Here is a 20,906-nt window from a genome sequence, read left to right as displayed (position 1 = left end):
GGGACATCGAGGTGAGGCATTCGCGCCTCACATGGTGTGGACGAGACCGCATTTCCCCGGCACTGGAGCGTCGTCCCTCGAGCTGCATCATGTCGCGCCATCCCAGCAGGTTGCGCCACCGGCTGGCGGGCAGGCGAATGTGAGCCAGATCGCCCGCGATCGCCGCGTGAGGGGAGCTGACCCGTTCAAGCCGACCTCCCACCGCTCTGAAGCCCATGCGCCTCGCCTCCCTCTTCGCCATCCCGCTGCTCGTGATCGGTTGCACCAGTTCCGGAGCCGGTGGCAACACTGGCCGCGCGGAAGGCGACGCCCCGTCGGGCATGCGCAGCCTCCCGACCGACGGCTCCGGCCAGGTGTTCACGACCACGCTGTCCGGCAGCCGCAGTGCGCGGCAGCTGGCGCAGGGGCTGATCCGCGGCATGCAGGAGTATCTCGGTGGCAGTGCGCAACTGCTCCAGGCCATCTCCGATCCGGGTGACACCCGCCTCCAGGCCGCCTTCAGCGCGCAGCGTGACGGCACGCCGCTGATGGGGCTCATCCTGATCGAGGTGGAGGGCGACGGCGGGCGGGCCGTGGTGATGCTGGACGAGCGGCAGGCAATGGCAGGATCGGTCGATCGCCTGATGCGGGTGGCCTCGCTCGGTGGGCCCGCCGGGGCGGCGGAAGCCGATGCACCGGTGGAAGACCGCCTCACGCGCACGCCACTCCCCGATGGCTCGGGCCACATCGACCTCGGCCCGGGATGGGTGATCCGGTTCGCGGACAAGGGGGCGGTGGACATCCAGGGCCCCGTGCCGGGCAGCGGCATGAGCCTCGGCGCGGTCGCGCCGGTGCCGCTCACATCGTACGACCCGGTCGAGGCGTTGCGGCGGGGGACGGAGATGCTGGGGCAGCAGGCGGGCAAGCGGATCGCCCTCACGATCCTCGATTCGCGCCCGATGGAGTGGGTGCAGGGGGGCCGTGCGGCGCTCATCCGCTATCGCGCCGTGACCGACGGACAGAGCATGGACTACTTCGGCCTGATCGGCATCACGCCGTTCGAGCCGGGGCAGGTGTTCCTCTACACGAGCTACATCCAGGCGCCGTCCCGCGACTTCGCGCGCCACTTCCCGACGGCGATGCGGAGCTGGGCCAGCTGGAGCATCAACCCGGCCGTCTTCGCGCAGCGGCTGCGCGCCGCCGCAGCGAGCATGCGGGAGACGGGTGAACTGCTGAAGGGTGGTGGCAGTTCGTCGTCATCCCGCGCGTTCGACGGCGTGAACGAGGGCTGGGGACAGTACATCCGCGGCGTGGCCACGCTCGAGGATGGCGACCGCAATCGCAGTGAGGTGGACCAGCGCTTCGCCGAGCGCGTGGTGCAGGCGGATCCGAACGGGTTCCGCATCGTGCCGACCAACGAACTCGTGCCCTGACGGCGCGTCCGCGTGGCGGCACGAGCCATACGCACGACGGGCCGCCACCGGGGATCCGGGGCGGCCCGTAGCATCCACCTCCCGTCAGGTCAGGCCAGCCCGAGCTTGCGCAACACTTCCGGCGGCGGCGCGTCGAACTTGGCCAGCGGGACGTTGCCGACGTAGCCCAGATCCCGCATGCCGGCATCACTGGTGTAGAAGCCGCTCTGCGTCAGGTTGCGGATCTCGCCGAAGAAGCGGGCGGCGGCCTTGAACTCAGGCTTCGCCGTCATCCAGTAGCAGATGTCGTCGCAGATCGGCGTGCGCTGCGCCACGGTGAGTTGCACGAATTGCTTGCCGAACCGCTTGGCGCTCTCGACATCGAGCCAGGCGAGGCCGCCGCGCACGCGCACGAGCGACCGTTCGGCCCAGTCGTACGGGGCGCTCACATACTCGTTGATGTACGCTGGCACACCGACCGTGGACGCGGCCGGACTCCTGTCGTCGGCCGGGATGATCATGTCGCAGAGTGCCGTGAGCGTCGCCAGCTCCGGCGCACTCAGGAGGCGCGGCCAGTTCGCCCTGGCGTTCAGCAGGTCGGGGTCGGTGGGTGTGCCACGCGGCCCGGTCTTCGGTGGCGCGGCGGCGGCCGGCCGGCGACGGGGTGCGATCTGCACCGTCGCCTGTGCGTCCGCGGTCGACGGGAGGGCGGCGTCGCCGAGTGAGGCGGCGGCAGCCGCCGTCGCGATCACCTTCAGCGCCTCGCGCCGGTCCATCGGGGTGGTGTCCTGTTCGTCGCTCATCAAATGTTCCCCCGCTGCATCTCGGCCAGGATGTGATCACAGGTGCGCCACGCGAGGGCGAGGATCGAGAGCGTGGGGTTCTTGTCGGCGTTCGACACGAACGGGGCGCCGTCGGTCACGAAGAGGTTCTTCACTTCCCACGACTGGCAGTACTGGTTGAGCACCGACGTCTTCGGGTCGGTGCCCATGCGGCAGGTGCCCACCTCGTGGATGATCTGGCCACCGGCCGCGATCACCTTCGCGCCGTCGGTTTCCACCTTTTCGTTCACCGTGCCGCCCATCGCCTCGATCACCTCTGCGAAGGTCTTCACCATGTGCGCGGCCTGCTTCGTCTCGTGCTCCGACCACTTCCAGTGGAAGCGCAGCACCGGGATGCCCCACTGGTCCACCACGTTCGGGTCGATCTCGCAGTACGAGTCCTCGTTCGGGATCATCTCGCCACGCCCGTCGAACCACATCCAGCTCCCGTAGTAGCGGCGCGCCTCCTCCTTCAGGCGCTTGCCGTACGCGCCGTTGGTGAGCGCGTCCATCCCGCCGAAGATGCCGGGCCCCGGCATGCCGCGTCCGCCGCCGAACTCCACGTGATATCCGCGTGCGAACCCGAGCTTGCCCGCGAGCTGCTCCTTGTACAGCCACCACGGCATGTACATGTGCATGCCGCTGGCGCCGTCGGTGTTGTGCGGCGGCAGGTTCTCGAGCGCGGGGATCTGCCCGCCGATGCCGGCACCCACGGTGTCCATCAGGTACTTGCCGACCAGGCCACTGCCGTTGGACACGCCGTTCGGGAAGAGGGAGCTCTTCGAGTTCAGCATGATGCGTGCGGTCTCGCCGGCGCTGGCGGCCAGCACCACGATGCGCGCGGTGACCTTCCGGTCGGTGCGCGTGGTCTTGTCGATGTAGTTCACCCCCGTCGCCTTGCCCGTCGCATCCACCGTGACCTCGCGCACCATCGCATCCGGCACGATGTCCACGTTGCCGGTGAGCAGTGCCGGCGGCAGGAGCACGGTGGTGGACTGGAAGTTCGCCTTCACGCTGCAGCCCCACCCGCACGGCGTGGCCCACAGGCAGGCGGCACGCTGCCGCATCGACTGCGCCAGCACGCGTTGCGCCAGCGGGTTGTCAGGGTGGATCTTCTTCGGCAGCACGTCGGCATCCTGCCGCTGCGTCATGATCGCGAGGTGCGCCGGGATCACCGGGATGCCCAGTGGCGCGGCGTGCTTCTTCGTCAGCAGCTCGGTCGCGCGCGGGACCGGGGCAGGCTGCAGCACACCAGCCGGTGAGCCGGGGGTGTTCTCGAGGTCGTCGTCGCCGCCGTAGACGCCGATCAGCATCTCGGTGCGGTCGTAGTACGGCGCCAGTTCCTGGTACGTCAGCGGCCAGTCGGCGCCGAGGCCGTCGCGCGTCTTCGGCTTGAAGTCGTACTCACCCATCCGCAGCGAGATGCGGCCCCAGTGGTTGGTGCGCCCGCCAAGCATGCGGGAGCGCCACCACTTGAAGTCGGTGCCGGGGGCGTTGGTGTACGGCTCACCGGGCACCTCCCAGCCGCCATCGACAGTCGCGTCGTAGAAGCCGAAGGGCTTGTGCTTCGTGCCGGCACCGAGCAGCGGGGCCTGGCGCGGCAGCTTGAACATCGGCGTCTCGCGGACCGGGTCGTAGGTCCGACCGGCTTCCAGCACGAGGACCTTCAGGCCCGCCACGGCGAGCTGGTAGGCTGCCATGCCGCCACCGGCACCCGATCCGACCACGATCACGTCGTACTTCGTCTCTGACTTGGGACTGGCCTGAACCACGTCGAGCGCTCCATGGGATGAGTGTCCGGGGCGGAACTTAGCGGGGGGCGCGGCCGGGGGAGGGAGGGCCCGCGCTCGGACTCGGCCGGCTGTGCGCACTGCGCCGCGCCGCCGAGGAACGGACCGCCCGACGCGTCCCACCGCGCGCAAGCGGTGGCCGTGCGGGCGTGGTGGCGCTGGGGCTTTCGTTCGGTACGGGCACGGTGCGCCGTGCGTCGCGCATGGGCCACGTCGACGCCATCCGTCACTTCAGCGCCGGGGTGTTGGCGTTCCACCGTGCCGCGTAACTTGGGTCACGATGCGACACAAGCCTGGGGCGAAGGGCGCGCGAGGGACTGAATCCAAGGCGTCCGCGGCCCGGAAGGCACGGGCAGCGGAACGGGAGCGGAACGCGCGCGGCATCGCTGCGCTCCCGGACGCCGAGGTCGCGAGCGATGTCCGCATCGGCATCGTGACCGGCGACACCGTTGCGACCGGCGCCGTGTGTTCGCTCGAGCTGCCGGAGGCCACGGTCGCCGCGCCGACGCCGGTGCGCGTCGCCACGCATGCCGAGACTGACGTCACGCCGGTGCCCGATGCGGAGCACCCCACCGCCGGCAGCGACGTGGCGGTCGCGTCGGAGGCGCCGTTCGTGGAGGTCGTGATCACCCCGGCCGCGCCGACCGTGACCGATGCCGCTCTCACGGCGCCGATCGAGGGGATCGCACCACGGGACGATGATGCCGACGGCGACGGTGACGGTGACGAAGGCCAGGAGCACGGCGACGCCGCGCAGGCCGGCACCGGCGACCACGACGCAGCGTCCGGCGATACCGCAATCGCTGCTGGTGATGACGCGGATGACGACGAGTGGCCCGACCTGCCGATCCTCGAGCCGGAGGCCGCGGAGCTCGCGCGCCAGGTGCGCGCCGCGTGCGACGACTGCGAGCGCGGCCTCGCCGTCGCGGTGCAGACACGCCAGGAGCAGGAGATGGCGTGGCTGGTGCTCTGCGATCGTGGCTGGCCCTCCGACACGATGGTGGCCGACCGCGCGATCCCGGTGGTGGAGGAGTGGCTCGCCTGCTGGCGCGACTTCATCGCACTGCCTGTGAAGGTGGACGGCATCCGCGACCGCTTCCGCCTGCGTGGCGTCCAGCAGCGCTTCGAGAAGCTCGAGGCCACGCTCCGGTCGCTGCTCCCCGGCGCTGTCTGGCAACTCGTGCTGCCACTGGACGCAACCGGCCGCGCCACCCTCGCCTACATTCTCCAGGCCATCCACGCGCTCGAGGCCACCCGCACCCGCGCCCAGGCCTCACGCCGGCTCCGCGAGCAGCTCATCGCCCGCTTCAATGCGCTCCGCGAGCCTGCCATCGCGCTCGGCCTCGAGCCGCCCGATGCGCCGCTCGACACCGCGTACTGGCGCACACTCGCCACCGCCGCCTACCGTCGCGCAACGCGTCCGGTGTAGGTAGTTCTCGATCGTGAACGGCATGACGCAAAGGCGCAATGGGCGCGAAGGACGCAAAGGAACTGCTGGAGGAACTGCGCGCTCAAGTTCGGAGCGTCCACGCGATCGTCGTTCCCCTTTCAGGCTGTTGCCCTTCTTTGCGTCCTTGGCGCCTTTGCGTCATGCCGTTTCTCTTGACGATCCCCCGAATCTACTGATCGGCCAGTGTCGGAGCTGGCACTGAACGAGTAGGCTGCGGCATGCCGCCGCGCCGCCCGCCACCGTCCGTCGATCCCATCGCCCGCAGCGGCAATGCGCCGACGCGCTCGTTGCGGGACCGGCTCGGCGCGATCCGCAACATCCCCCCGTTCCTGGCGCTGATCTGGGCCACCAGCCGCTCGCTGACGGTGTGGACGGTGCTGCTCCGGCTGGTGAGGGCGGTGCTGCCGGTGCTCACGTTGTACGTGGGCAAGCTGATCATCGACGGGGTGATCGTGCGCGTGGGAGCCGGCGGCGTGCCGGCCTCGCTCAGCGGCTGGCTCTCGGCCGTTGCGTCGGAGCGGCTGCTCTGGCTGCTGGCGGCGGAGTTCGGGTTGGCGGTCAGCTCGGACGTGCTGGGGCGGCTTGTGTCCCTGCTCGACTCGCTGCTCTCGGAGCAGTTCTCGAACGACACCAGCGTGCGCCTCATGGAGCACGCCGCCACGCTCGACCTCGAGGACTTCGAGGACAGTGAGCAGCAGGACAAGCTGGAACGCGCACGCCGTCAGGCGTCGGGCCGCATGACGCTGATGAACCAGCTCTTCGGCCAGGCGCAGGATGCCATCACCATCGTGAGCTTCGGCATCGGCATGGTGGCCTACGCACCGTTGCTGATCCTGCTGCTGTTCGTCGCGCTGATCCCGGCCTTCCTCGGCGAGGCGTACTTCAACGAGCGCAGCTACTCGCTGGCGTACTCGCGCACCGCGGACCGCCGCGAGCTGGACTACATCCGGCAGACCGGCGCCAGCGTCGAGACGGCGAAGGAAGTGAAGATCTTCGGGCTCAATGGCTTCCTGATCGAGCGCTACCGTCGCCTGGCCAACGATTTCTATGACGCGAACCGCCGTCTCGCCATCCGCCGTGCGGCGTGGGGGGGCGGACTCACGGCGCTCGGCACGCTGGGCTACTACGCCGCGTACGCGATGATCGTGTTCCGCACGCTCACGGGCCAGTTCTCGATCGGCGACCTGACCTTCCTGGCCGGCTCGTTCCGCCGCCTGCGCAACCTGCTGGAAGGGTTGCTGATCGGCTTCACGCAGACCGCCAGCCAGGCGCTGTACCTCGATGACCTGTTCTCGTTCTTCGAGGTGCAGCCCGAGATCCGCTCCCCCGCGAACCCGCGGCCGTTCCCGCCGGTGCTTCAGGGGGGAATCGTGTTCGAGGACGTGGGATTTCGCTATCCCGGCGCCGAGCGGTGGGCGGTGCGGCACCTGAGCTTCACGCTGCGTGCGGGCGAGGTGCTGGCACTGGTGGGTGAGAACGGGGCCGGGAAGACGACGATCGTGAAGCTGCTGGCCCGGCTCTACGATCCCGACGAGGGCCGCATCCTCGTGGACGGGCACGACATGAGCGAGTATGACATCGGCGCGCTGCGGGCGAACATCGGGGTGATCTTCCAGGACTTCGTGCGCTTCAACATGACGGCGGGCGAGAACATCTCGGTCGGCCGGATCGACGCGCGCGGGGACCAGGCGCGGATCACCGCCGCCGCCGACCGCAGCCTGGCCAGCGACGTCATCGCCCGGCTGCCGCGGGGCTACGACACCCCCCTCGGCAAGCGCTTCCGGAAGGGCGTGGACCTGAGCGGTGGCGAATGGCAGAAGGTGGCGATCGCGCGCGCCTACATGCGCGACGCGCAGCTCCTGATCCTCGACGAGCCCACCGCGGCCCTCGATGCGCGGGCCGAGTACGAGGTGTTCCAGCGCTTCAAGGAGCTGAGCGACGGCAAGACCGGCGTGCTGATCTCGCACCGGTTCTCGAGCGTGCGCATGGCCGACCGCATCCTCGTGCTGGCCGACGGCCGGGTGGAGTCGTCGGGCACCCACGCCGAGCTGCTCGCGCAGCGGGGGCGCTATGCGGAGCTGTTCGAGCTGCAGGCGGCAGGGTACCGCTGACGAGTGGAATCCGGTGACAGTGGAATCCGGTGACAGTGCAGTCATTCGCGCGCGGGATTCGAGTGCACTGTCACCGGATTGAGAGATCGAGTGCACTGTCACCGAATTTTCGAGTGCACTGTCACCGAATTTCCCGGAGCCGCGCTGGGAACGCGCGGCAACGGCACACGGGTCACTCCCCCGAACGTTCCTTGAAGCGCATCCAGAGCACGGTCAGCGGCCGGTCGTTCACGCGCAGGTGACTGATCCCCAGCGAGTCGAGGTAGGAGGCGGGCTCGTTGGCGATGAGTTCCATCTTCGCCGCGTAGATCGCCTCGCTGACCGCGTCCACCGCGAGGCGGGCCTGCGCCACGGCCGCCGCGATGCGGGCATCGGCGTGCAGGGTGTCGGCGTGCAGGGTGTCGAGCATGCGCGGCGGCGCGCCGGCCCGGATCGACTGCGACACCACCTCGTTCCGCGGCGTCAGCGCCACCGCCACATACGGCGTCGCGGTCGCCGCCAGCCGCAGCAGCTCCGGGCGCGTGCGCGCGATGGCGTCCATCACCAGTGAGTCGTTGCGCGCGAAGTACACCGAGTCGTCACCGAGGAGCGGGCGGCAGTCGGCACAGCGGCGGCGGGCCCAGGCCTCGTCACGCGACAGCGCATTCGCCTGCATCAGCACATCGAAACGCGGCGCCGCCGGCACCGGCGACACCAGCTGCGGCACCGGCACCGTGCCGGCCACGACCCCGAGCAGCGCCGCGGCGAGCAGGCCGCTGCTGGCGTGGGCACGGCTCCGCCACGTCACCGGGGCCTGCACCATGCCGCGGATCCGCGACTCGAGCATGGCCTCGGCGGGACACAACGACGTCATCGTCGCCACGGAGGTGCCGGTCCGTGACAGCGCCCGCTGCGACCAGCCAGGCGCCCCGATGCCTCGCTCCGCGACATGCAGCAGCAACTCGGCATACCGTCGTGCCAGCTGCGGCCGCCGCAGCACGCGGCGGTCGCAGTCCTGCTCGATCGCACGCTGCAGGCGCCGGAAGGCCCAGCGCAGCGGCACCAGCCACGGGACGACGATCACGAGGGCGAGGCCGATCGCGAGCAGCCGCGGGTCCTGCGCTTCCACATGGGAACGCTCGTGCAGGAGCAGGAGCCGGCGATCGATCGGCGGAAGCGACAGGGCCCACCGCGGAATCACGATCTCGGCGCGGCCGGTGCCGAAGGCGGCCGGCCCCATTTCGTCGTCGGACACCCACACGGCGGACGACGCGAAGCTCTCCCGCTGGTGGAGCTGCCAGCGGCGGCGCGCGCTGGCCAGCCCCCGCGCGCCGTGGGCGGTGATGGCGAGCAGCAGGAAGCTGGTCAGGCCCCACGCCGCCATCAACGCCCCGTCCAGCGGACGCAGCCGCGCGACGACCCTCGCGAAGCCGCTCCCCTGACGGAGCACTGCCGAGCTGCCGGCGCGCGCGTCGGCGGGCCCGTCCGAGCCGGTCGCCACGCTCGCATCGGCCGGCCCCGCACGCAGGCCGCCGGAGCCGCCGGCGTTCGACGGCACGGTCATGACCGGGATCCGCCGCACCACGCCGTCGGGCAGCAGCGGCGCCGCGCACATCGCCAGCATCGCCAGCAGCCAGGTCCAGCGCCGCGGCAGGCCCAGGTGCCGGCACGCCCGGTCAGCCATCCACGCGGCCCCGGCAATCAGCGCCCCGATCACCGTCAGCGAGACCATCGACACGGCGATCATGCGTCACCCCGGTCGTCCGCCGACTCCGTCGCCGACAGCTCCGAGTCCAGCAGCGCCCGCAGCCGCTCCAGCGCCGCTCGGTCCAGCCCCTCGTCGCGCACGAGGTGGGTCAGCAACGCCTCCGGCGACCGGTCGAACAGGCCGTCGAGCAGGCGCCGCACCGCCGTCCGCGACGCCGCGTCGCGCGCCACGAGGGAACGGAACCGATGGGCCCGCCCTTCCGCCTCGTGTCCCACATGCCCCTTCTCCTGCAGGATCCGGAGGATCGTCAGCACGGTGTTGTACGCCAGCTCGATCCCCTCCGCCGCCAGTGCGTCCCGCACCTCCGCCGCCGTGGAGGCCCCCCGCTGCCACAACACCGTCATGATGTCCAGCTCGCGACTCGTGAACGTCGGCACAGGCGCCTCCCGCGGTCAGAAGTGTGGGGTTCGGACACCACAGTGGCGGTTCTCCCGTCTTTTGTCAACTATGACCTTAAGAGATCGTCCGGGCCGTACGCCGGCGCTCCGCACGGCGGGGGTGGCCAGTGCCACGGGACAGGATGTCGTGGCGAATCACCGCCGAAATTCCGGGGATTTCGCACTCTGGGAAACGGATGATCGGCACCGTAACGTGAGCAGAGTAAAGGGTTCTAATCGTTCATCTGACGAGTGCGCTTCGCGGTTCTCCTGACTGTACCCAGCATGACGATGATTCCCCTCGGGAGCCGCGAGTCCGGCCTCGCAGACAACTGTACGGTGTTTCAGGTGCTGGGAGGCGAGATCGCCGCCGTCGATCCGTGGACCCGGGTGGACTTCAGCGTCCTCCCCGACGGCGCCGCATCCGAGGAGCGCGACCTCATCGGGTATCGTGGCCTCACGATGCCGTACCGCGTGGCAGGACTGACACTCGGCGATGCCGATGCAGCGCCCGTCTGTGACGGCTTCGAGATCGCCATCGCCAGCGACCGCCTCACGGCCCGTTTCTGCTGCGCGTCCAGTCGTGTCAGCGATCGCGACGAGACGGACATGACCGCCCTCTCCCGCTGGGCCGCCGGCAGCCTGTCGAAGCACCTGCGTGTCGTGCAGTTCGATGACGGCGACCTCGGGCTGGAGGCAGAACTTCATCTCGCCCCATGCACGCCGGCCGCCGCGCTGCGCGAGTTCGTCACGGCGTTCTCGTGGGATGTCGCCGCGCTCCAGGCGAGCACCACGGGCGGCGAACTGCGCACCACCGAGGAGTGGGTGCGCCGTGCCACACTCTCGATCTCTCGTGCCACGCCGCAGATCCCGCTTCGCGAGCAGCATGGCTCGGCCGACTGGCCGTCCAGCGGGAGTCCGCGCGGCGTGTTCTGCCACCTGCAGCCTGCCGGCGGCCTGGCCGAGAGCGACAACGTGCTGTACGTCGTGCGCGGTGACGCCGCCGTGATGGAGCCGGTGGCGACCATGCCCGGGCATCGCGCGGACTGGGACGTCGCGCGCCTGACCGACGTCTGGCTGTCGCGCGCGGGCACCGAACTCATCGCGCGATCGCTGCTCTGCGAGGGCGTGCGGCGCACCGATGCTGGCGCCTGGGAGCCGATCGCCTGCGGCGCCGTGACCGCCATCGCACCGCACGGCGCACACGGCTTCCTGCTGGGCCTGCACGATGGGCGGGTGGCCCTGCTGAACCAGTCGCAGGCCGTCGCCTCGCAGCACCGCATCGCGCACTGCGCGGGCCGCTTCTCGCACCTCGTGTCGAGTGGCACGCATGTGATGGGCCTGATCGGCGACACCGTCGTCGGGGCGCGGCTGCCGTCGTCGCACGGCGCGCGCATCAGCGCCACTGCACGCTGGAGCACGCCGCTCGGCAGTCGCCTCTCGTTCGAGGGGGTCACCGATCTCGACGTGGATCCGTGGTCGGTGCGACCGGCGCTCGCCGTCCTCGGCGATGCGGGGCTGGTGCTGCTGGACGCGGCGACCGGTGCCGTGCACGCGGAGTTCCAGTCCGTGCAGGGACGGATCGCGCGCTGGATCGGGCCGGGATGGCTGCTCGTCGTCTCGACCCGGGAGCGTCCGCACGGGGCGCACTCGCTGCTGCGCGTGCTGGACGTGAACGCATCACGATGGACCGAACCGCTCGAGATGCACGGCGAGATCGCGGTCCTGGCGGTGCGCGACGACGAGATCCACGTCGGCTGGGCGAACCAGTCGATCGCCGTCTGGAATCGCGCGGCGGTCTGCCGCGGCACGGGAATCACGGACTTCGCCACCCCCTGGCCGCCGCCGGCGCCACCGGCCGTCGGCTGACCACCGGCACAGGTGCGGTCAGGGCGTCGTCGCGCTCCGGCGGTTCTTGCGGGGCAGCGGCGTCGTGACCATCGCCGGATAGGTCGTGGTGTCCACCGCGCCAAGGTGCTTGCCCGGCACGGCGCTGCGCGCACCGGCGGTGGCGGAGTATCCCGCCGGCTTTGCCTTCGGATGACGGAGCCGCTGCACGGTCAGTGAGTCCGCCACGCGGCGCGTCTCAGCGCTGCGTGACGGCGTGTCGCCCTGGGCGCGCGCTGCGGCCTGGGCGCGGGACACGCCAGGCACGAGCACCGCGAGCAGGATGACCAGGATGGGCAGCGGGAACCGCGTGCCGGCCGGGCGGGTTGCGCCGGGGATACGGGGGAAAGGCATCGGGTGCGTCATCGGGTGATCCACCTCGAGGCGCCGGCGACGGAATCGACCATCGCGGCGAGGGAGTCGAGCCAGAGGGGGTGATCCATGCATCCGCCGTCGAAGCGCACGCGATGTGTCGCGTCGGCCTGCCGGACGGTGAGTTGCACGGTGGGAAGGTCGGTGGCGTACGGGCCGCAGCGCGGCGTGCCGCGGGCGATCACGCCCGGTAGCGTCGTGAATCCGCGTTCGCGGAACTGGCGCTGCAGCCCCGCCACGGCGTCGCGCGAGACGTGTGCCGAGTCGGTCCCCATCACGCGCACGAAACGCTCGCCGTTGAAGACCGCGCGGCCATCCTCGAAGAGCTGCAGCACGTAGATGGGGCAGGTGCCGTGGCACGCGCCACGCTCCAGCGCGATCGCCGCGATGGTGTCGGCCGGCATCGCGGCGGGTGCCACGCGTGGCGGGGTGCAGCCGGCGGCGAGCAGCACCGCCGTTGCGAGGCAGGCGAGGTGCGCGCGGATCACGGTGCCGCGCCGGTGGAGAGCTGGCGCGTGGTGCTCGACACGCCGTCGGAGAGCAGCAGGTCCACGTCGGCCAGCGAACCGGCTCCGAAGGAGATGGCGCCACGTGCGCCGATCGCGAGCACCTCGCCGGTGCGCCGGCTGCGCACGATGACCGCGGGATAGCGCGCGACGTTCCAGGTCAGTTCGAAGCGGCCGGCACCGCTGCTGCGTGTGGCGAGTTGCGGATCGGAATCCACGCGCAGGCTCACGCCGGGTGTCGGGCCCGTGGTCCAGCTGCCGGCGCGGAGCAGCACGCCGGCGCGGGCGGAACCACCGTCGTCACGCACCCGGATGCTGGCGACGGTGCCGTTGCGCGCGGCATCCCAGGCCACGCGCTCACTGAACACCTGCATCGACGGGTCGGCGTCGGCCACGGCGCGACCGGTGAACCGGTGCGTGAAGAGCACGCGTCCGTCGCTCGCCAGTCCCTCGGCCACGAACCGGCCGGCGCGGCTGGGCGTGGGCCTGCCCGTGGTGGTGAACACGGGGTCGAGGTCGATCACGCCGCCCTGCAGCGACCCGTTGATCAGCAGCGTCTGCGACGGCACCGCGATCGTGCCGCTGAGCGGCAGCACGCCGCTGCGCAGGTAGGCCAGGATGCCGAGGTAGGTGTAGGCGCTGGCCCAGGTGTCGTCGCAGTAGCCCATGATGTCGTAGCGCGACGACGGGTAGGTCTGGCTGGTGCCGAGGTCGTAGCCGGTGTTGCCGAGGGTGCCGTCGGGCCGCGGATAGTTCTCGTCCACGTCGGCCGGCGTGCCGCAGGCGGACGGCGTGGGCGAGTGGTTCCGCCCGAAGCTGTGCCCGAACTCGTGTGCGAGCGTCTCCTGCGCCTCGCCGATCGGCGTGCTGATGCCCACGCCGGCGAAGCCGGTGAGCGTGGCGATGCCGATCACGCCCGGGGCCGCCCCCTGGTGCATGACAGCGAAGTAGTACGCCGTGCCATTCTCGACGCTGCGCAGGATGTCCATCTGGCGGAGCATCACGATCCACGAGTTGCCGTCCGTGAGCGCCGGGCTGTCGGTGGTGTACTCGGCGTGCACCGCCACGTTCACGGTGGACACCGGGTACATGCGCGGCATCAGCTCCGCGATGGTGGTGGTGCTCGGGCCCACCAGCCCGGAGCCGCGGTGCCGCACCGGGACGAGCTGGATGCTGATCGGCTGCACGCTCACCAGGCGGATCGCCTTGGAGCTGCCCGCGAGCGGCCACGCGTTGTCGCCCTCGTTCGACTCGGCGACGGCGTTCGCGGGATCCACGTCCGCCACCATCGTGGCGCCGTCACGGAGGTACGCGGCCGGCACCGGGATGTCGGCGGCGCAGCAGGCCTCGTCGAGCGCCGTGGCAACCGGCGCGGTGCCGGTCACGGTGCCGAGCAGCGCGGCGCCATCGTAGAAGCGGACTCGTACCGCCGCGGTGCCGAGCCCGGAGCGGCTGCCGCGCACGAACACGCGCGCGATCGTGGCACGCCCCGAGACCAGCGGCACCTTCCCGTCCGGCGTCTGCATGGACTGGGTGACGTACACGAGCGGGATGTCCAGGTTGGCGCTGCCACCGTCGGTGACGGTCACCTCGCTGCGCGCCGACTTCGAAGGATCCGCCGCCGAGGTGGCGGTGATGGTGGCGGTGCCGGCGGTGATCGCGCGGACCGTGCCGGCGGCACTCACCGTGGCGATGCCCGGCGCGCTGCTGGTCCAGAGCACGGCGGTGTTGCTCACACCGGTGACGGTGCTGGTGAGGAGTTGCTCCTGGCCGGGGGTGAGCGCGAGCGTGGCCGGTGTGACCGCCACCGCGGCGGTGCCCGATGCCGCGCCCGCGATTGCCAGCGTGAACGTGCCCACCTCGGACGACGTTGCGGACGTGACCGTGACGACGTAGCTGCCGGCCGGGAGCACCTGCAGGAGCTGGGCGTTGGTCCCCGGGCCGCTGTCGTCGTCCTCCGCCAGGGTCGCGGACACCCCCGCCTGCTGGAGGATCAGGTACGGGTCGAACTGCGTGCTGGTGGCGTCGAGGCGCACCGGTGTCGATGCCGCGAGTGTCAGCAGGTATCGTCGCACGTAACTGCCGTCGGTGAGGCGGCAGCCGGTGGTGCTCAGGGTGTCGGTGACCGTGCTGCCGATTGTGATGGCGCGGGTCGCGTCACACTGGTCCTCCTCGACCGCCAGTGTGTACTCGCCGGTGGCGCGGGGCCGCGCACTGTTGGCATTGATCGTGTACGTGCCGGCCGGCAGCAGCACCGAGATGCGCGCGTCGCGGCCGAGCGCGCCGCCACCGCCGTCGTCGTTGCGGCCAACCATCTCGCCCGAGGCCGTGTTCTCCATCCACATGAAGGCGTCGAACGCCGCGCTGCGCATGGTGACCGTGTAGGTGCGGCCGATGGGGACGGTCAGTGAGTACCGGTCCACGTAGCTCGTGTCGGACAGCACGCAGCTGGCCGCGGTCAGGGTGTCGGTGACCGTGCCCGGCGAGTTGAAGACCCGCGCGTCGATGCAGGCCTGCGAGCCGGGTGTGACACTCAGTTCGTAGGCGCCGAAGCCGTCGTCCTCGAAGGTCGTGGCGGTGATCACGTAGCGGCCCGCCGTGAGCAGCAGCTCGATGCGGGACCCCTCGTACGGTGGCCCGTTGCCGTCGTCGTTCTCGGCGATCACCGTGCCGGTGGCCGCATTCTGCAGCGTGAGGAAGGCGTCGAGCGTGGCGGCGGCCATGTTGATGCGGACGGCACGCGCCTCGGTCAGCGTGAGGATGTACTTGTCGGCGTGGCTGCCGTCGGCGAGCACGCAGTCGGTGCTGCCGATCGCGCCGGTGATCACCTGGCCGACCGTGATCGAGTCCCGCGCGTCGCAGCGGGCCGAGGGGGGCAGCGTGACTGCGACGGTGGCGGTGCCGGTCTTCCCGTCGGCGGTGGCGGCGATGGTGGCCGTGCCCACGGCCACCCCTGTCACGACGCCGTCAGCGCTGACGGTGGCGAGGGCAGGGGTCTGCGACGCCCAGGTGACCGTCCGCCCCGGCACCACGAGGCCTGACCCGTTCAGGGCGAGCGCGGAGAGCTGGGTCGTCGCCCCCACATCCACCGTGGCGGTGGCTGGATTCACGCGCACCGAGGTCACGGTCGCCGTCTGGCCCGGCGTGGGCGTGTCCGGATCACCGCCACACGCGGCGAGCGTGAGCGCCCCCGCGAGCGTGGCGCGCAGGAGACCGCGTTGCAGCGCTCCCGGGCGGCGGCGCGCCGGGCGTGACGACTGGGGGCGAGCAGGGCGGGCTGGCGCGACCGGCATCTCGGGAACGGGCAATGGGGCGTACGGGGGCGCCCGGCCCGGCTGGGGTCGGCGCAGAGGGTCCATCACTATCCTAATGCTCAGACGGGGAACGCGGGCACACCCCCCATCCGGCCCGGGTCAGCCGCTGTTCCGCAGGCCCGCCGCGATCCCGTTCAGCGTGAGCTGGATGATGCGGACCAGCCGCTGGTCGTCGGTGGCCGCCTGCAACCGGCGCACCTGCCGCAGCAGGCTCACCTGCAGCGAGTGCAGGGGGTCGAGATAGGGGAAGCGGTTCTCGATGCTGCGCGCCAGGGACGGGTTGTCGCCCAGCAGCGGGGCGCCGGTGATGCGCTGCACCCAGGCGGTCGCCCGCCCATGCTCGTGCGTGATCCGCGCGAACGTCGCTGCCGCGAAGGCCGCGTCCGGTGCCAGCGTGAGGTAGCGGGCCGCGATGTGGAGGTCACTCTTCGCCAGCACCATGCCCATGTTCGACAGCACCGTGCGGAAGAAGGGCCATTCGCGGTGCATCCGCTGCAGCAGCGCCACCCGCTCGTCGGTCGTCGCCCACCGGTCGAACGCCGTCGCCGCGCCGTACCAGCCGGGGAGCAGGATGCGGCACTGGCTCCAGCTGAACACCCACGGAATGGCGCGCAGGTCCTCGATCCGGTCCGACTGCGTGCGCGAGGCCGGCCGGCTGCCGATGTTGAGCGTGCTGATCTCGCGGATCGGCGTGATGGCCCTGAACAGCGGCACGAAGCCGGGGGTGCCGTACACCAGCTCGCGGTAGGCGTCGAACGAGAGCGCCGAGAGTGCGTCCATCGCGGCGGCGAAGGCGGGGTCGGGCTCATGCGCCGCGGTGCCGGCGGCGGTGGTGATCGCGGTGGCCGACACCATCGCCTCGAGGCTGCGGCGTGCCTGGTCGCGATCGGCGTACCGGGCCGCGATCACCTCGCCCTGTTCCGTGACGCGCAGCGATCCGTTCACCGCGCCCGGTGGCTGGGCCAGCACGGCATCGTAGCTCGGCCCGCCGCCGCGGCCCACCGTCCCGCCGCGCCCGTGAAAGAAACGCAGCCGCACGCCCGCGTCGCGCGCCACCGCCACCAGCTCGGCCTGCGCGCGGTAGATCGCCCAGTTGGCCGTGAGGTAGCCGCCATCCTTGTTGCTGTCCGAGTAGCCGAGCATCACCTCCTGCAGGTTGCCGCGCGCGTGCCGCAGCCAGTGCCGGTACGTCGGGATCGCGAGCAGCGTGCGCAGCGTGTGGGCCGCGCGCTCCAGGTCCTCGATCGTCTCGAAGAGCGGCACGATGTCCATTGCCAGCACCGGGGTCGCCCCCGGCACGAACAGCCCCGCTTCGCGCAGCAGGATCGCCACCTCGAGCAGGTCGCTCACCGACTGGCACTTGGAGATCACGTAGTGCCCGACGATCTGCGGCCCGAAGCGTGCGATCGCCGCGGCGGCCTTCTGCACGATCGCCAGCTCGCTGCGTGCCAGGTCGCTGTAGACGATCGCCGGGCTCACCAGCGGGCGCGGCGTGGCCAGTTCCCCCAGCAGCATGGCGCACTGCGCGTCGGCATCGAGGCCGGCGTAGTCCGCATGCACGCCGGCGGCCGCGAGCAGCTCGCCCACCACCTGCACGTGCACGTCGCTGTTCTGGCGGAGGTCCAGCGTGCAGAGGTGGAAGCCGAACAGCTCGACGGCGGTGCGCACCGGCTCCACGCGCGCCTCGGCCAGCTCGCCGGCGCCGTGGGTGTGCAGCGACGCCTCGATCACGGCCAGGTCGGCCGCCAGCTCCTGCGGGTCGTCGTACGGCGTGAGCAGGTGCTGCGGCTGGATGCCCGGCACCATGCCGAGGGTGGCCTGCGCGGTGGCAGCGAGACGGCCGTGCATGCCGCGCAGGGCGCGTCGGTACGGCTCGTCGGCGCGGAACACCGAGTCGTCACGCGAGGCATCGGCCAGCGCCAGCAGTGCCGGCGTGGGCGTGATGAGGCGCGACGACATGGACAGCTCGAGCGAGAGCTGGAAGATGGCCGCCAGGTGCCGGGTGAGTGCGGTGGCTGCCTGTCGCTCCACCGCCATGTTCAGCACGTCCGCCGTGACGAAGGGGTTGCCGTCGCGGTCGCCGCCGATCCACGAGCCCATGCGGACCACGGGGCCAAGGCGCGGTGCGGTGCCGGGCGCGAGGGCGTCGATGCGGCGCTGCACCGAGCGTTGCAGTGCCGGCAGCTCGTCGAACAGCGTCAGGTCGTAGTAGCGCAGCGCCTCGGCGATCTCGTCGCGGGTGCGCAGCTTCGCCAGCCGCAGCAGCGACGTCTGCCAGAGCGTGAGCACCTGCAGGCGCAGGCGCGCCTCCCACTGCGTCGCCTCCTCCGGCGTCATCCGCAGCCGGTCGCGCTCGATCAGCAGGTCGGCGATGCGGCGCTGCGTGTCGAGGATCGTCTTGCGGCGGACCTCGGTGGGATGTGCCGTGAGCACCGGGCTCACCTGCACCTCGGCGAAGGTGGCGACGATCGCGTCGGCGCGGAGTCCGGCGTCGCGGAGGGTGGCGACGGTGTGGTCGAGGGTGCCCGGGCGCGGCGGCGAGCCCGAGGCACGGTGGAAGCGGCGCCGGCGGCTGTGGTGGACGTCCTCCGCGATGTTGGCGAGGAGCGAGAACCAGGTGAACGCGCGGATGAGGATGATCGCATCCTCCTGGCTCACGTCCGCCACCAGGGCGTCGATCGCACGCGAGGCGGTGTCTGCCGTGCGGCGTTCGTGGATGGCGAGGCGACGCAGCGTCTCGACCCGATCGAACATCGCCGGCCCCCCCTGTTCCGCGATCAGGTCACCGAGGATCCGTCCGAGCAGCCGGATGTCATGGTCGAGGGCGTCGTCCGGGTGTTCGGTCACAGGTGCGCGGTTGGGCTGAGTGGGGCAGGGGGCACGACCGTCGAATCCTAGTGGCGTATAGTCGAAGTTCGGATAGCACAAAGCCGGATGGGGCGCCTGGATGGCCAGGCGAACACCGCAGCAATACCAGCGGTATTGCGAGGATTTTCAACGCCGCCAGCCGGGATGCCCCGACCGGCGACTGCGTCCGGAACTTCGATTGCACGCCACTAGTGGACCGGAAATGGAGTCGGGTGGCACGACGGGCGACGGCACACCGAACGTCGTTTCCCGTCCACTGGTCAGCCCCTGCGAATCAGCCTCGGTGCGGCCCCGTCATCCCGGCACCGTCGCCGGCGCGCCGGCGGCGGCGACGCCGAGCCGCTGGCGGATCATGGCGGCCACCTGCCGGCCGGTGAACGGCTTCGCGATGAAGCCGGCGCGCAGTCGCTCCAGGTCGCGGGCCGTGCCGGCATCGGGCGAGAACCCGGACATGACCAGGGCGGGCAGCTCCGGCCACCGCTCCCGGACCCGCTCCAACAACTGGCCACCGGTCATCAGCGGCATCATGAAGTCGGTGAGGAGCAGCCGGATCTCCGTGCCCCGCTCGTCCAGCATCAGGAGCGCCTCCGGACCGGACGCCACCGCCAGGACCTCGAAGCCCTCGTGCGTCAGCACCCGGCGCAGCGTCTCGCGCGGCCCGCCATCGTCGTCGACGAGCAGGATGATGGGGTGCACGCCCCGCACGGATGGTGTCGTGAGCGGCGTGTCGGTCGTGACGCCGTCGGCGTGCACCAGCGGCAGCAGGATCGTGAACACGGCGCCCGCGCCTGGCGTGCTCTCGCAGCGCACGCCACCCCCGGCGCGCTGCGCGATCGCGAGCACCGTCGCGAGGCCCAGCCCCGTGCCCTGGCCCGACGGCTTGGTGGTGAAGAACGGCTCGAACATGCGCCGCCGCGTCTCCTCGTCGAAGCCGGTGCCGGTGTCGCGCACGGTGAGTGCCACGTGTGCGCCCGTGAGCGCCGAGGTGGCACCGCTGCGCAGCTCGCCGTCGAGCTGCTCCACGCTGGTCGAGAGCGTGACCACGCCGCCGTCGGGCATCGCGTCGCGGGCGTTGGCGAGCAGGTTGAGCAGCGCCAGCTCGAGCTGGTTCGGGTCGGCGAACACCTGCGCCCGCGAGGCGTTGAGCGTGAGCACGAGCCGGCTGGGCGCCAGCACCTTCCCGAGCAGGGATGCCGTGCCGCGCAACCGGTCGTCCACCAGGAACTGCTCGCTATGCTCCACCTGCTGCCGGGTGAAGGTGAGGAGCTGCCGCGTGAGGCGCCGCGCGCGGTCGGTGGCGCTGCCGATGTTGTCGAGGTCCGAGCGGCGGTCCGGGTCCAGGTGCAGGTCGCCGAGCATCTCGGCGCTGCCGCCGATGATGGTCAGCAGGTTGTTGAAGTCGTGGGCCACGCTGGCAGCGAGCCGGCCCACCATCTCCAGCTTCTGCACCTGTCGCAGCTTCTCCTCGATGGTGCGCTGGTGCGAGATCTGGCGCAGGAGCTCCCGCTCGTGCGAGACGTCATCGAACGCCCAGAGGCGCCCGCTGCCGTTCTGGTCGGTGATCGGCACCGATGAGACGCGGAGCGTCGTGCCACCGGCGCCGTCCAGCTCCCAGGTCCAGTCGGCGACGCGCTCGGCGTCGTTGCGCGAGAGGCGGATGACCTCGTGCCGCACGAACTCCGGGTGCCGGGCGCGCATCGCCACGCGATCGAGGGCGGCATCGAGTTCCTCGCGCGACGCCACTCCCGACGGGATGCGCAACCACCGCGCGGCCGCCGCGTTCACCATCGCCTCGTTGCGCTCGCCGTCGACGAAGATGATGCCCTGCGGCACCTGCGCCATGATGGCGTCGAGCAGCGACTGCGGCACGGCCATCGTGCGGCGTGCCAGCTGCGTGCCGCCGACCAGCAGGTGGCGCAGGCAGAGCGGGTCCCGGCGGATGACCGGTGGCACGTCGGCGGCGTCGTACCAGGCGAGGACCAGCGAGGCCGCCGGCGTGCCGCGGTGCGCGAGCGGTCCGTGTACGACGCAGCAGGCAGCCGGGGGCCGCGGCAGGGCGAGCAGGAGGACACTCGGCAGCAGTCGCCGCGGGCGCAGGTCGTCGAACACGTACGGCACCTCGAGGGCCCGCCACGACTGCGGGGCACGCAGCACGTGCGTCGCGACGATGGCGGGATCGCAGTCGGTGAACTCGACGATGTCATCATCGACCCAGGTCAACAGTGCGATGGCATCGGCGGAGGCCAGCTGTCGGACGGCGCTCAGCATGTGG

General features: G+C 71.1%; 13 protein-coding genes. 4 read left to right on the top strand and 9 right to left on the bottom strand.

Translation table 11 applies throughout. The features are described 5' to 3' along the window. Window positions 1-215: 215 nt before the first annotated feature. Window positions 216-1,412: a hypothetical protein gene (locus IT355_01405; GenBank protein ID MCC7051891.1), complete on the top strand. Its 1,197-nt coding sequence runs from the start codon at window positions 216-218 to the stop codon at window positions 1,410-1,412. An 89-nt stretch (window positions 1,413-1,501) separates the two neighbouring features. Here IT355_01405 and IT355_01400 read toward each other — a convergent pair whose 3' ends face one another. After that, complete coding sequence (locus IT355_01400) at window positions 1,502-2,194, bottom strand: gluconate 2-dehydrogenase subunit 3 family protein (GenBank protein ID MCC7051890.1); 693 nt, start codon at window positions 2,192-2,194, stop codon at window positions 1,502-1,504. After that, window positions 2,194-3,912: a GMC family oxidoreductase gene (locus IT355_01395; protein MCC7051889.1), complete on the bottom strand. Its 1,719-nt coding sequence runs from the start codon at window positions 3,910-3,912 to the stop codon at window positions 2,194-2,196. The genes IT355_01400 and IT355_01395 overlap by 1 nt, the downstream gene beginning before the upstream one ends. A gap of 370 nt (window positions 3,913-4,282) precedes the next feature. Between IT355_01395 and IT355_01390 the strand changes: the two genes are divergently transcribed. After that, window positions 4,283-5,431, top strand: coding sequence for a hypothetical protein (locus IT355_01390; protein MCC7051888.1), 1,149 nt, complete (start codon window positions 4,283-4,285; stop codon window positions 5,429-5,431). Window positions 5,432-5,670: 239 nt separating this feature from the next. Next, window positions 5,671-7,563, top strand: a complete 1,893-nt coding sequence (locus IT355_01385; GenBank protein ID MCC7051887.1) for an ABC transporter ATP-binding protein — start codon at window positions 5,671-5,673, stop codon at window positions 7,561-7,563. Window positions 7,564-7,735: 172 nt separating this feature from the next. Here the strand turns inward: IT355_01385 and IT355_01380 are convergent, their stop codons facing one another. Beyond that, window positions 7,736-9,289 carry a hypothetical protein gene (locus IT355_01380; protein ID MCC7051886.1) on the bottom strand — a complete coding sequence of 518 codons (1,554 nt, stop codon included), beginning with the start codon at window positions 9,287-9,289 and terminating at the stop codon, window positions 7,736-7,738. After that, window positions 9,286-9,687, bottom strand: coding sequence for a BlaI/MecI/CopY family transcriptional regulator (locus IT355_01375; protein MCC7051885.1), 402 nt, complete (start codon window positions 9,685-9,687; stop codon window positions 9,286-9,288). The genes IT355_01380 and IT355_01375 overlap by 4 nt, the downstream gene beginning before the upstream one ends. Before the next feature lie 285 nt (window positions 9,688-9,972). On the opposite strand from IT355_01375, the gene IT355_01370 reads away from it, so the two are divergent. Beyond that, window positions 9,973-11,556: a hypothetical protein gene (locus IT355_01370; GenBank protein ID MCC7051884.1), complete on the top strand. Its 1,584-nt coding sequence runs from the start codon at window positions 9,973-9,975 to the stop codon at window positions 11,554-11,556. 18 nt (window positions 11,557-11,574) lie between these two features. Here the strand turns inward: IT355_01370 and IT355_01365 are convergent, their stop codons facing one another. The 5 genes from IT355_01365 to IT355_01345 form a co-directional block, all read right to left on the bottom strand. Then, window positions 11,575-11,928 carry a hypothetical protein gene (locus tag IT355_01365; protein MCC7051883.1) on the bottom strand — a complete coding sequence of 118 codons (354 nt, stop codon included), beginning with the start codon at window positions 11,926-11,928 and terminating at the stop codon, window positions 11,575-11,577. A gap of 8 nt (window positions 11,929-11,936) precedes the next feature. Beyond that, window positions 11,937-12,434, bottom strand: coding sequence for a hypothetical protein (locus IT355_01360; GenBank protein MCC7051882.1), 498 nt, complete (start codon window positions 12,432-12,434; stop codon window positions 11,937-11,939). Continuing rightward, window positions 12,431-15,745 carry an Ig-like domain-containing protein gene (locus tag IT355_01355; protein ID MCC7051881.1) on the bottom strand — a complete coding sequence of 1,105 codons (3,315 nt, stop codon included), beginning with the start codon at window positions 15,743-15,745 and terminating at the stop codon, window positions 12,431-12,433. Before IT355_01355 ends, IT355_01360 begins: the two co-directional genes overlap by 4 nt. Before the next feature lie 120 nt (window positions 15,746-15,865). Then, window positions 15,866-18,613 (bottom strand): phosphoenolpyruvate carboxylase, encoded by a 2,748-nt coding sequence (gene ppc, locus IT355_01350; protein MCC7051880.1) that lies wholly within the window; start codon window positions 18,611-18,613, stop codon window positions 15,866-15,868. Between the two features lie 315 nt (window positions 18,614-18,928). Beyond that, window positions 18,929-20,902: a response regulator gene (locus IT355_01345; GenBank protein ID MCC7051879.1), complete on the bottom strand. Its 1,974-nt coding sequence runs from the start codon at window positions 20,900-20,902 to the stop codon at window positions 18,929-18,931. Window positions 20,903-20,906 lie beyond the last annotated feature (4 nt).

Source organism: Gemmatimonadaceae bacterium, from assembly GCA_020851035.1.
GTDB lineage: Bacteria > Gemmatimonadota > Gemmatimonadetes > Gemmatimonadales > Gemmatimonadaceae > JACMLX01.
The sequence above is the reverse complement of the archived record's forward strand: the minus strand, read 5'-3'. Positions and strand labels throughout refer to the sequence as shown.

What these genes read in the sequence shown, in the direction of transcription:
- IT355_01405 (MCC7051891.1), top strand. Translation starts at nt 216, where the DNA reads ATGCGCCTCGCCTCCCTCTTCGCCATCCCGCTGCTCGTGATCGGTTGC.
- IT355_01400 (MCC7051890.1), bottom strand. Translation starts at nt 2,194, where the DNA reads ATGAGCGACGAACAGGACACCACCCCGATGGACCGGCGCGAGGCGCTG.
- IT355_01395 (MCC7051889.1), bottom strand. Translation starts at nt 3,912, where the DNA reads ATGGCAGCCTACCAGCTCGCCGTGGCGGGCCTGAAGGTCCTCGTGCTG.
- IT355_01390 (MCC7051888.1), top strand. Translation starts at nt 4,283, where the DNA reads ATGCGACACAAGCCTGGGGCGAAGGGCGCGCGAGGGACTGAATCCAAG.
- IT355_01385 (MCC7051887.1), top strand. Translation starts at nt 5,671, where the DNA reads ATGCCGCCGCGCCGCCCGCCACCGTCCGTCGATCCCATCGCCCGCAGC.
- IT355_01380 (MCC7051886.1), bottom strand. Translation starts at nt 9,289, where the DNA reads ATGATCGCCGTGTCGATGGTCTCGCTGACGGTGATCGGGGCGCTGATT.
- IT355_01370 (MCC7051884.1), top strand. Translation starts at nt 9,973, where the DNA reads ATGACGATGATTCCCCTCGGGAGCCGCGAGTCCGGCCTCGCAGACAAC.
- IT355_01365 (MCC7051883.1), bottom strand. Translation starts at nt 11,928, where the DNA reads ATGCCTTTCCCCCGTATCCCCGGCGCAACCCGCCCGGCCGGCACGCGG.
- IT355_01355 (MCC7051881.1), bottom strand. Translation starts at nt 15,745, where the DNA reads ATGCCGGTCGCGCCAGCCCGCCCTGCTCGCCCCCAGTCGTCACGCCCG.
- IT355_01345 (MCC7051879.1), bottom strand. Translation starts at nt 20,902, where the DNA reads ATGCTGAGCGCCGTCCGACAGCTGGCCTCCGCCGATGCCATCGCACTG.